Raw genomic sequence first — 11302 nt, forward strand, 5'->3', positions numbered from 1 at the left:
TGCAGGTCGCGCCAGAGATTGTCTTTCAGGTTCTTTTTGTGAACGGTTTTATCCTGTGCCATTGGTGGCCTCCATGTATTCTACGATCCGTCAGTCGAGATCACACAAAGAGAAGCCCCTTTCTCCTTTCGGAGCGGGGCCTCAATTCTGGCGTCGGTGCGGCCATAGGTCGTACAACGCAATTCAACTTTACGGATCTGGGTCTGCCCTTATTTGGCAGCATTCGTCTGGTTTTTTTCCGCCAAAGCCGTATACGCCGCAGTGCGTGTGGGAAAGTTTCGGCAGACCAGTTCAGAGATTTGATCTTCAAAATCGGGACCGTTCTGCTCACACCATGCAAGAACGGCCGCGCGATCACGGGCATTACCGGGATCAAACCCGAATGAGAGATCACCGGGGTGCATGGGATCCGGTCGCTCTTCCAGAATGCTCATGACCGTATCGGGGTCATAGAGATTGCCGAAAGAGCCAGGTTCGTCCTTGCAATAGACCCATGCCTGGTTGACAGTGATCAGCCCCGTGATGTCGATCGTGGCCTGATCCGTCTTGAATCGATCCCTTAAATCCGTCTTTGATTTGACGAAGGCATCGAGATCATGTGCCAGATTACTGGCCAGCCAGTCTTCGCGGGTTGATCCCGCCCATTCCAACAATGCATCATCGCGCGCCTGTTTTTCGGTGAAAATGACCGAGTTGATACCCGCTACGCAATCGGTTGTGAGTTTGTAGAAGGTCAGTGTCAACGCGGCGCCTCGCGACGCCTCACCGTCTTGGTCTGGTTGGACTTGCTCAATAGTTTGATCCTTGATCGGCGCATAAGGATCGCGTTGATTGCGGCCCGGACAATCCGAGAATTCAAAAAATGCGTCGCGCAAAACGGCGAGCGGATGCGTATCGTCGTCATCTTTGTGCAGATCTTCAGGCGCAATTGTACTCTCCAGATCTTCCCGGATTGCGTTTTTTATATCGTCTGCAATGTGGCGGAACTGGGTGACCGGCCAAATTCCAATACCGATGCACGTTGGAAAATGTCCAAGGACGGTATCACCTGCGACAAATCCATTCCCGGTCTCGATCGCGATCTGACGGGCAATCCGAACGGCATCCAACGGGGTCCATGCATCGTGTATCGCGGTAGCGAGGTACTCCGGCTGTTCTTCCGTGCCTTCGTTGGAGCGGCCGTAGATGCTCCAAAATTCGACTTTTCCTGCTTCGCACTGGATTACGCAGACCTCGTTTTGGTCGGTTCGGCAGGCAACCAGCTCAAACCATTCGAACCGATCCAAAGTGTCGCCTTCGCAAAGGTTGTTGAACCGCTTATGCGCGGGCATTTTGGTGCTCGGATATGTCATGGTGGCGTCCTCTTTCTCGATCCACCCATCGGGATCAAAAGAAACTCAGCCCTCTTTACCTCTGGCGGCTGGTCGTAGACGCCATTTCCGAACACAGGACGAGCGGGCGAGGTCAGCTTTCCAAGTACCCGTCACGCCAGTCTTCCGAGTGTTCGTAGTGATAATCCGTTTCGGTGGCGAGCAAGCTATGGAAAGCTCGGTGGGCGTCGGTGAGTTGCTGCTCTGCGCTGCGTACATGCGCAACCAGTGGACCCAAGATGCGGCGTGCATCCGTCGCCAAAAGGTCACGTCGACGGCGAAGGAGAACGCGTAAAGCTCGCAAGGCTCCGACGTATTCAGCGGCGGCGGAGCGCATGGATTGGCCCGCGTTGCGGGCCCGGTGCCCTGCCCGATACGCTTCCTGATGGTCACGTTCATTTTTAGCCGTGCTCTCTGCGATACCGTCGGCGCGTCGAGCCGCGTCTCGCAAAACGGGATCAAACTCCCAAGCTGTGTCAACATGCTCACCGATGATTGGGGCCATAGACAACAGCGCGGGGCCTCGCCCGGCCTTGTCGGTGTTCCACGGATCCGCATATCCAGCTAAATAGCGCGGGCATCCAGCCGTCGCACTTGTTTGATACACGACGCCGCAGACGATGTCATATTGATCAGGGTCTGTGAACCAACCAGTGTGTTCGACGGCGTTGCGGAGATACGCGTAATTTGCGGGGGCAACTTCATGTGCCAGACCAACCAGACGCAACCCAAGCGCTTCGGGTTTTTCGATCCAACGCAAACGGCTCTCGCCATAGGCCGCAAAGTCCGGGTTCGCATCAGGATAGTGGGCAGGAAACCGGGTGGTTTTACTGACGACATCTGTGCGCATGAGGTCGATCGCCTCTGAAGCGGTTTTACCGGCCTGGCGCCAATAGGCAAATGACGCGGCGCGGATCTGCTCTGTCGGCGTATTGACTGCCCAGGCCGCGTGCTTCGCCTTGCCAGTCAGGGGCCTGACGGGAGTGTAATAGTCGACGGCGAATACTGTGCTCATGGCTGTAGCCTTTCTCTTTGGTTTCTCATCGGGTTCAACAAGAAAAAGGCCCCCTTCTCCTTTCGGAGCGGGGCCTCGATCTGAGCAGATTAATCCGGATAGTTCAGCAGTACGGCTGACCGGCCATTAGCCTGGAGATGACGCGAAGATGGTCGCTATGGTTCTCACCCCAGAACTCGGCTGTGGCCTGAGCTTTTGGATGTGCTCGAGCCTGCTCGTCCGTCATTGCGATGGGCACCAGCTGAAACACCCTGCATGGGAGGAACACGTCTACACCGCGGCCAGCGCCAGTGTGGTTGTGTGAGAAGAACCAGAACTTGCCCAACCGAGGCTCGCCCGTGTCCTGAAAATACTCCCAGAGCTGGGGTCGATTCAACGCGCCCGAAAAATTACCATGACCGCTCGCGTGAACGAAAAAACTGCCACCATCCGTAGTTTGCATTCCATGCATCACATCCTGGCAACACCGCTCCATTCTCCCATCGGGCATCATGACGAAATCACCAACCGTAGGTTTTCCGGTGAAGGCCTCACGCGCGGCTTTCAGATCTGCCGCGATAACCTGGTTGCGATCGTCGAGGTGAGAATTGTCCTGCACAGCCCCGATCAGCCCTGCATCTACGAGATGCTTTACGATGGCAATCTTGCAGCCATGCTCAGAGGGATGTGAATAGGTGCCGCCTTTGCCCTGGATGGTCTCGAGCTATAAGACCACGGATCTCGGTTTGGGCCCGCGACTGGCCAGTAGCGACAAACTATATCATCGCCAAAGCCATTCATGTCGAAGCGGACCTCAGTGCTGCCGTCTGTTTGCGGTACAAAAGTCAGCCGCTTGTGGTTCATCAAGTCATTTGTCGAAGTCATCGCTCTTTGTCCTTTGCTCATTCCGGTGATCGAATTCACACGAAAAGAAGCCCCCTCCTCCTCTCGGAGTGGGGGCATCGACTTGAGATCAGCAGCGACGGTTTACGCGCTTCGGAACAAGGCCACGGCTTCATCCAGTGGCAGGGTGTTCAGGATCCGGATTCCGGGGTGCTGCGCCTGGAGTTTTTCAACAACCCGCTCAGCCTGGCCTCGGTGTTTGATCTCATAAACGCCGGGCTTGTCGGGAAAGATGAAAAGAACCTTGATCTTGATCAGCCGTTTGTAGTCCTTCGTGTATTGCCATGTTTCCAGAAGACTGCCGCAGTGATGCTCAAGATCTGTTTCGTGCTCTTCGTCGGAAAACTCGGGCAGTGACCATTTGGGCAAGTTCTGTCGGCACCAGGTATCAGCCTCCTTGTAGGCGACATGATCGCCCCTGAAGAGATCGCACCCGCCCTTACCGTCGTTGGAGACTTCTCCGATTTTTTTGCCATCAACATACAGGCTGGCGGTGTAGCAGCTGGTCTCTTCTGAGGCGAAGGCCGCGTATTTGATGTTTTTCAGTTCGATTTTCATGGGAGTATCCTCGCTGGTTGTCTTTGTCCCCGGATTAGGGACACAGCAAAAGAAGCCTCCTCTCACTTTCACCCAGCAATACCATATGTGGTACGACGGAATCCTATAGACACTATATGATTGCCTTTGAACCCGGTTTGTTCTACAATGAAGCAATGCTGCTGAAGGAGAAATACCGATGTCTGCACCTGCCATTTCGGAATCTCAAACCGCGCTGCCAGCCACGGCCAAGCAACTCGCCTATGCACGTAAACTCGCGGAGCAACAGAATGTGGTTCTGCCCTGGGAAATCCAGCAGGATCGCCAAGCGCTCAGCCAGTGGATCGATACGCAACGTACAACGCCCCGCGTACACGACACCCGGCCGAGCTCAAAGCAGGTGGCCTTTGCCGAGCGCATCGCCCGGATCAAGCGCAGCGCTGTTCCAGACGAGTGCTTTCGCGATCGCAATCTGATGTCCCGCTGGATCGACAGCAACAAGCCAAGGTAGCGCGCGCACCACGGCTGCTCAGATCCTCGACAGCAAGAATGAGAAATTCTCGCTAGGAATGAATACACCGAACACGAGTGATCTTAGTTTTTTAGCGTCCTGTACTATGCAAATACTGAGTCGAAATGAGATTATTGCTTCCAACAACGTCGGAGTTGCCGAGGAGTGGAAGAGATGATGGCTGAAAGTAATAAGCGTTTCACAATGAGTCTTCGTCAAGCGAAGGAATGTGGGATCGATTTTCGTGATTTTGAGCGTGTTGACCAATTGCCATCAGAGATTCCGTTGGTCGCTGTTGCCGGTGTTTGGGGGAAATTCCAGAATATTCTGTGCCTGTTTGAAGCAGAGTTGGGAAGGCGCTATCTACGCAATGTCTACCAGCGAAGAAATGGGTATGTGATCCCGGAACTGGGGATATGCGCAAAGACAATCTCAGCCGGAGAAACAGTGACGGTCACGACAAGCCCGCCTCTTGATCTGAAAGACAATCAATAGAAAACGGCGAGTGGGATGTATAGTCCCCTCACCGTTCTTCCGACGTCAATTCGAACCGCACGGTAAATGGGCGGCCGCCAACGTCTTCTCGATTTTACCGATGTGTTGTTCGTGTTTTTTCCGTTCTTTGCGTGCTGCGCACTCAGCCACCCACTTTTCTCTTTCAGCGGCCCAAAGCGCATCGGCTTCAACCTTTGGAATGTACTCGAACGAGCCTGGGGGTTCGCGAAGTTCTTCACCAGTGTCGATGTCAAAGGGTTCAGTAAAACAGTCTGCACCATCGCATTTGTCGCTATTGCACCATGACTGATCGTAGGTGTCGACGACTACCCAATCCTGCACTTCGGGATCCCACTCGGCAGAAGCGTCGCGGCGAACATCGGTGCTGCCGCAACCTGTGCATCGCATTTCGATCCTGCGCGTCATTCGCGATCCCCTCCTTCGGGTTGACTATCAAGTGAGGTGTATGGGTCGCGCTGATCGCTGCCCGAGTAATCGGAAAACTCGACAAAAGCCTCGCGCAGGTCCGCCAGTGGGTGGTTGTCGAAATCATCGTCGCGCCGATCTGCCTCGTCGATGGTCTCATCGAGATCCTCGTGGATCGCCATGGTTAGATCTTCGGCAATCTCGGTGAATTCAGCAACAGGCCAAATTCCAATACCGACCCGCCTCGGAAAATGGCCGAACTGGTTGTCGCCGGAGACGAAGCCTTTGCCGGTTTCGACCGTAATCTGCCGCGCGATCCGCACGGCTTCCAGTGCCGTTTCTGAATCATGGATGGCTGTGGCAAGATGTTCCGGGCTTTCGGGCGTGCCCTCGTTGGAGCGTCCGTAGATGCCCCAGAATTCGGCGGACCCGGCTTCACATTGAACAACGCATCCCTCAAGTTCATTGGTTCGGCAGGCAACCAGCTCGAACCATTCAAAACGGCCCAGCGTGTCACCCTGGGATAGGTTGTTGAATCTTCCAGAAGCGGGGAGAGCAGTCATGGAATCTGTCATTTTGGTTTCCTTTTTTTCGATCCACCCAACGGGATCAAAAGAAACCCAAGCCACCTCTCACTCTTACCGCTGCTGGTGACCCGGGAGGCACGGGTTTACTCGTCCGCAACCGCTGGGATGTCGCAGTCCGGATCTCCGGCTTTGGCAAACATCCAATCCGCCGCGGCTTGCGCCATAGAGGCAACCCTAAAAACAGCCCCGTTACTTTCACCTAAGATCTCAAGCCAATGCTTAATGTAAGCCGCGTTCTGCCTGGCGCTCGCTGGAACGCCAAGCCGGGCACAAACCATCGCGCCGGTTAACTCAGCGAAACATTCTTCAGTTGCCAACTTCAGAGCTGCGGTCTTGCCTTCGAAAGTCAGGCCCAAACGTTTCTCTACCGCAACCGCATGAGCTTCCTCATGTGCTAACGTGTCGTAGAGCCCAGCTGCGCTCTCGAAGGTCTGAACGCGCGGCATGTGGATGACATCCCGAACTATGTGATAGTAAGCGCGTGGATCGGCTGAATGCTCGATGGGCACGCCCAAAGATGCAAACCAGGCATCCAGTGCCGGATCGCTCTGCGTGCCAAACTCTTTTTGTGCCGCGGGCCTATCATACCAGTGTTCATCCAGGCCATCGATCTGGCAGGTGTTGAACACGCGGTAGGCACGCGCATAGCGGCGAGCATGTTCCTCACCCTCTGCGCCGGTGACCGGGTCGGTTTCACCCTCCTTGGTGATCGTGCCAAACTTCACGACCGTGGTAGATTTCTCACCTTTGCGCACCTGACCGCCCAGTTCCTGCGCCTGGCGATAGGTCATCCAGCTACGGCAATCATAGCCGCGTTTCATGGCGGCGATGAGCAACATCAGGACGTTGATGCCCCGATACTGCTCGCCAGTGGATCGCAGAGGCAGTGCAAAACCACTGCCGCCGCTCCACGGCTGGCGCCAGGGCACGGTTCCCGCCTGCATCTCGGTAAAGATCGTTTCAGTCACATGTTCGTAAATGTTGAATTTCGGTTTGCCCATAACGGCCTCCTGGGTCTTTGGTGAAAATCACCATGACCGGAAGCTTTCTTTCGCTTTTGGGAGTGACGAGGGTTACTAGGTATACTGGAACTCTGCTCCGTACCATCGTTGGCCACGGTCTTTAGGTCGAGTATCAGGCCTGTGGACATTCTGCCTGCGACTTTGTCTGCCGTGGCTGAAATGCACTAGGTGCCGCTGTCGATGAGCAGGTGGCGCTGGATCCCCATATCGAAGAGAATGGGTTCGCGGATCGCAACGATTTCGGTCGCAAGCTGATCTTGGAGCAGATCGGTTATCAGCGTGCGTCAAAACCTGTAGACGACAATTAGGAGTGTTTCATGAACTTAGACAACAGTCTTCAGCCTCGGCTGCTTGTGGACGTCGAGGTGATTAGACCTGTTTTGAAGAGGATCCGCGCGGGAAAACCTCAAAAAGAGTTGTCGACGGATGTCACCACGCAAGATGCCGGAAGTACGCTAGATGTGTTAGTTGACGCAGGTTTAGTCGATCATCTTTCCTTCGTTGCCGTCGCGGCTAATCAAGCACGGCCCGGGGCATATTTTTTGACAGACAAGGGCTTAAGGTGGCTTCGTACTTATGATTGGTGGGAGCGTGCAAAATACAGGATGTCAAAATGGCAACTCGTAGGCGGGATCGTATTGGGAGTATTTATCAACATGATTTCCAGCGCGATGTGGCCGTACGTATCACAACTAATTAATTGATTTCGGAGTTCACAATAAGGAGACACGATTTGCCACAAGAAATTACAATGCGTATTTTGCACGCCATACGAGATATTGAGGGTCCAAACGTCGAAGGTGTCGGGCCGAGTTTGCTGGCTCTCTTGCAGCACACCTTGTTAGATGAGCAAGATCCTTATGATGTTTTGACTGGGATTAATGAGGCTGAGCGCTTTGGTTTTGTGAAGGCGCAGAGAATTATCCCCCAAGGACCAATGCCAGGTTACCCAAAGCAGCCTGTAGAATTGAGAGCCATCATCGCTGTCTACATTCTTGAAGCAGGGCAGGCGTATTTGGACGGGTAGTTCACAATAAGGAGCTGATCCACATGAGCATCCGCTATCAGTGGGTCAAGTTCAAAGAGGGTCTGTTTCGTGGACGGGTAGGATATAAGAGTTGCCGCAGGCCATGCCCTTGACTGCGCTCGATGTTCTGGTGGACGTTATCGGAATTTGGAAACCCCGGCGGCGCGATACCAGATCAAGCGGGCTAGGTATTACGCAATGTAAAAACGGATTACGATAAACTATGATTGAAACCCCAAAGGTCTTTTACAAATACAGAGAATTTAACGCCAGGTTCTTGGAGTCTTTGCTGACGGACCAAGTTTTCTTCGCCGATCCAAGCGCCTTCAACGACCCACTTGACACAAAGCCGCACTTGATAGGTGCAGCTAACACGCCTGATTTGCGCGATGTTCTTAACCAGCTGCTAGTGAAGAAAAAGAAAAATGAAATGACTGCCGCTGCTAGGTCCATTAACTACAAGGGGCCAAAAACTGTCACCCATATTGACCGGCAGGCTCATCAATTCGCCTCAAGCAAACTGTCTGAGATTGCCGCGTTTGCGGAATTTTTTGATCCTGAGATTCCTACCTCTCCAGATGAAATTGAGAACAACGGCTTAATGTCCGAGATTGAGCGAGAGTTGATGCACGGTTACTCGATGGGCGTCTTTTCTTTGGCCTCCAAGAACAACTGCCCTCTGATGTGGAGCCACTATGGCGATCAACATCAGGGGATCTGTGTTGGGTACTCCTTGCACGCCAATGAACCAGAAAACGTACAGCAGGTGTCTTACGGCGGGGATAGGTCCGTCCGCGTCGAAGACGTGGCGGCGATGCTGAGGGGTGACGAGAAGGCAAAAAAAAGGGTTGATAACACTGTTCTCCTAAAGAAAGGAGAGGAATGGCGATACGAAGAAGAATGGCGCTTAATTGGCCCGATGGGGCTTCATAATTCTAGGATGGAACTGACCGAAGTGGTCTTCGGCCTAAAATGCCCAGATGCTGTGAAATTTTCGGTCATTCGTTCACTTGAGGGCCGTGCTGGCCCTGATGTCCAGTTTATGGAGGTGGAAGAGGATCAAGAGAACTTCGCGTTCAATGTAGTACCGGTAGATATTGGCTGGGTTTGTTGTGAGTTGCCTCGTCGTGTTGGAACATTGATAGAAGACTTCGGGTAACGTTCACAATAAGGAGTGCTTGTGGCCCAAAACTTCGAGCATACCAACCCGAGATCCCGCCAACCAAAGGAGTTCAAGGGAACTTGGAAGCGACGGAAGTATCTGCATAGCGTTAGTCGTGCGCTGGTAAACAACTTTGTTGCCTTCGTCTTGATATTCGGGTTTGTCGTATATTTTGTTCACCTCAAAGAGCAGGCTAGGCAAAACCCCAGGGTCTGGACGATAGGTTCACAATAAGGAGGCGGTCGCGTAAGCATAGTGGATTGCCTTTCGTACTTTTAGATCGGCCCCGGCCCATTGACGTCGAATGATCTGGGCTTCGAGAAGGCTGACCGCCACTTGTGCCGCTTGGGAATACTTCGCTCCGTGTTCATGCAAAGCGGCGAGTTCTGGTACGAACGTATAGGTAACAAAAAGGAGACACGGGTGGCTGATTATCGAGAAATTTCACAGGAATATGCTCAAGGATCAATAAAAGCGGCCATCTTGATAAACGGTGGTGCCTCCGTAGCAGTCCTGAGCCAACTCAGTGGATTAAGAGAGTTCATGGATCATGGGGCCATCTCATGTGGGCTTTTGGCGTTTGCGGCCGGTGTTGTTCTAGGCGCCGTCACCTGGCTACTAGCATTTTCGTCCACTCGCTTCGTGGATCAGAAGGATCGGGGGCAGATCTCTAGTTATTTTAAAGCCGATGTCGCCATGTATCTTGCTATTTTGTCCGTGCTCTCATCGCTGGCTTGTTTTTCGTACGGGTGCTGGGTTCTGGCCGGTTCAATTACTTCACAATAAGGAGCCGAAGCTGGTGGAAGGCCGATTGTCTTTTGTGATGCTCGTTGCGCTGGCCGTCCTATTGTTTCCAACGCTTGTCAATTTGTGGCGGTCTGGAGCAAACAGGCTTAAGATATGAGGGGGCCTCGGATCGGTACGACTTCGCTTCCTTACCTGTGACAATGTCTGCCCATTTCTGCATAAGAATCCAGCAACTATCAAGAAGGTCTGAACAAGCGTAGCCAACGTCCGCAACAAGGGGCAACAGCGGCTTTTTTCCGACACGGAAATGCCGGTCTTGCATTGCTTCTTCCCAAGGTTATATGCAGCGCTCAAAACAAGAGCAGGACCGGAACATCCGATATGACCAACTGGCCCGAGACCATCCCTCATGATCTGCATATTGCACTTGAAGCCGCCCGGACGGACAACTGGCAGATGGCTTTTCGACGCTGGTCCAAAGGGCACGGTCTGAAGCTGAAGATCCAGTGGTATCGAGGCTTGCACGTGAACATGGCAGAACTGCATGAACGGCGAGCGGATGCGACGCCACATGACCACTGGGTGGTGCTACGGGACTGGTTATGCCGCCACGACGTCCCCGTTTCGAAACATCTTGCAGAGTTTTCGCAATCGGAGTGATAGAACAGAGCAGATCCAAAACGAAAACAACGGGAAGGAAAAGCTGTGAGGCCATGTGTCCCGTCATCGAGCGACAGACGGTAGAATTCCTTCCCGCCAAACGTTTTGTACCACAGCGCTAGACAAGGCTTAAACCGGCAATTGTCGAGATTTATCAGCGACCCAGGTCAGCCACCAACCCTGATTGCGCTTTTACTCAGCCGCAATCTTGGTAAACTCGCTAACCGGCCAGATTCTTATTCCTACACGTTTAGGATAATAGAAGAGCGTTGGGAACTAAGGCACACCCTTGCGATAATACTGCCTGATACCAACCGGCCGTCTACCACACGAAGAGCACCGCATACGTTTCAAAGCATCGTGATACGTCGCGCTCGTCGTCCCTAGCCGCTCAAGCAAATCGCTCGGCGCAAAGGTCTGTCCGTGACTACAGCGCGCATCCTCACAGCAGACATAAAGGCCGAAGTCGTCACTCACCTGGGCTAGGGGAAGAGGGAGAATCGGATCAGGGATGGCTACGGCACCAGTATCGGGTCGCTTGTCAGGCTCAGGCCCGACTGAACAGGACACAACCGCTCAGGCGGGACATCAAACAGTTGCCCCATGGCTTCCTGAGTCGTCGTATTTGCATAGAGGTTACACATGGCGAGGCAGGCTAGGGCCGAGAATCGATTTGGACAAGCCGCAAATGTTCTCTACATGTTCTCACTATGCCAACCGCGATTCCACCAGTGCGTCTGCATCCGGGAAAGCCATTCCGCAACATGAAGGATGCAGCACGGGACCATCAGATTGTCGCGCAGCAGTGTAACTTGTGCCGACGCAAGATCAACTTACTCGCCTCGGACCTCGTAAGCATCG

At 53.4% G+C, this 11302-nt stretch carries 14 protein-coding genes; 7 read left to right on the top strand and 7 right to left on the bottom strand.

Annotation, left to right across the window (positions count from 1 at the left end; translation table 11 throughout):
- Window positions 1-209: 209 nt before the first annotated feature.
- The 4 genes from Q1B13_RS26210 to Q1B13_RS26225 all read right to left on the bottom strand — a co-directional run bounded on the left by Q1B13_RS26210 (window position 210) and on the right by Q1B13_RS26225 (window position 3825).
- Window positions 210-1352 carry a hypothetical protein gene (locus tag Q1B13_RS26210; protein WP_299085817.1) on the bottom strand — a complete coding sequence of 381 codons (1143 nt, stop codon included), beginning with the start codon at window positions 1350-1352 and terminating at the stop codon, window positions 210-212.
- A gap of 112 nt (window positions 1353-1464) precedes the next feature.
- On the bottom strand, window positions 1465-2385 hold the full coding sequence (locus Q1B13_RS26215; RefSeq protein WP_299085814.1) for a hypothetical protein: 921 nt from the start codon (window positions 2383-2385) through the stop codon (window positions 1465-1467).
- A 103-nt stretch (window positions 2386-2488) separates the two neighbouring features.
- Window positions 2489-2983 carry a hypothetical protein gene (locus Q1B13_RS26220; RefSeq protein WP_299085812.1) on the bottom strand — a complete coding sequence of 165 codons (495 nt, stop codon included), beginning with the start codon at window positions 2981-2983 and terminating at the stop codon, window positions 2489-2491.
- A gap of 368 nt (window positions 2984-3351) precedes the next feature.
- Window positions 3352-3825, bottom strand: coding sequence for a hypothetical protein (locus Q1B13_RS26225; RefSeq protein WP_298938013.1), 474 nt, complete (start codon window positions 3823-3825; stop codon window positions 3352-3354).
- 178 nt (window positions 3826-4003) lie between these two features.
- Here Q1B13_RS26225 and Q1B13_RS26230 point away from each other — a divergent pair, with 178 nt between their 5' ends.
- Together Q1B13_RS26230 and Q1B13_RS26235 are read left to right on the top strand one after the other, a co-directional pair.
- Complete coding sequence (locus Q1B13_RS26230) at window positions 4004-4315, top strand: hypothetical protein (protein WP_298938014.1); 312 nt, start codon at window positions 4004-4006, stop codon at window positions 4313-4315.
- A gap of 174 nt (window positions 4316-4489) precedes the next feature.
- Window positions 4490-4810, top strand: a complete 321-nt coding sequence (locus Q1B13_RS26235) for a hypothetical protein (RefSeq protein WP_299085810.1) — start codon at window positions 4490-4492, stop codon at window positions 4808-4810.
- A gap of 45 nt (window positions 4811-4855) precedes the next feature.
- On the opposite strand, the gene Q1B13_RS26240 is transcribed toward Q1B13_RS26235, so the two are convergent.
- The 3 genes from Q1B13_RS26240 to Q1B13_RS26250 all read right to left on the bottom strand — a co-directional run bounded on the left by Q1B13_RS26240 (window position 4856) and on the right by Q1B13_RS26250 (window position 6824).
- A complete protein-coding gene (locus Q1B13_RS26240) occupies window positions 4856-5236 on the bottom strand; it encodes a hypothetical protein (protein WP_299085808.1) in 381 nt (126 codons plus the stop codon).
- Entirely contained in the window at window positions 5233-5811 is a 579-nt protein-coding gene (locus tag Q1B13_RS26245) for a hypothetical protein (RefSeq protein ID WP_299085806.1), read from the bottom strand. Before Q1B13_RS26245 ends, Q1B13_RS26240 begins: the two co-directional genes overlap by 4 nt.
- A gap of 95 nt (window positions 5812-5906) precedes the next feature.
- Window positions 5907-6824, bottom strand: a complete 918-nt coding sequence (locus Q1B13_RS26250; protein ID WP_299085804.1) for an ArdC family protein — start codon at window positions 6822-6824, stop codon at window positions 5907-5909.
- Window positions 6825-7162: 338 nt separating this feature from the next.
- Here Q1B13_RS26250 and Q1B13_RS26255 point away from each other — a divergent pair, with 338 nt between their 5' ends.
- The 5 genes from Q1B13_RS26255 to Q1B13_RS26275 all read left to right on the top strand — a co-directional run bounded on the left by Q1B13_RS26255 (window position 7163) and on the right by Q1B13_RS26275 (window position 10441).
- Window positions 7163-7549, top strand: a complete 387-nt coding sequence (locus Q1B13_RS26255) for a hypothetical protein (protein ID WP_299085802.1) — start codon at window positions 7163-7165, stop codon at window positions 7547-7549.
- A gap of 29 nt (window positions 7550-7578) precedes the next feature.
- Window positions 7579-7872 carry a hypothetical protein gene (locus Q1B13_RS26260; RefSeq protein ID WP_299085800.1) on the top strand — a complete coding sequence of 98 codons (294 nt, stop codon included), beginning with the start codon at window positions 7579-7581 and terminating at the stop codon, window positions 7870-7872.
- Window positions 7873-8095: 223 nt separating this feature from the next.
- The gene (locus Q1B13_RS26265; RefSeq protein WP_299085798.1) at window positions 8096-9031 is read left to right on the top strand and encodes a DUF2971 domain-containing protein; all 936 of its coding nucleotides are present in this window, start codon (window positions 8096-8098) and stop codon (window positions 9029-9031) included.
- A gap of 426 nt (window positions 9032-9457) precedes the next feature.
- Window positions 9458-9820: a hypothetical protein gene (locus Q1B13_RS26270; protein ID WP_299085796.1), complete on the top strand. Its 363-nt coding sequence runs from the start codon at window positions 9458-9460 to the stop codon at window positions 9818-9820.
- Between the two features lie 342 nt (window positions 9821-10162).
- Window positions 10163-10441, top strand: a complete 279-nt coding sequence (locus Q1B13_RS26275) for a hypothetical protein (protein ID WP_298938312.1) — start codon at window positions 10163-10165, stop codon at window positions 10439-10441.
- Window positions 10442-11302 lie beyond the last annotated feature (861 nt).

Origin of the sequence: uncultured Ruegeria sp., from assembly GCF_947489545.1 — a bacterium.
Taxonomy (GTDB): Bacteria; Pseudomonadota; Alphaproteobacteria; order Rhodobacterales; family Rhodobacteraceae; genus Ruegeria.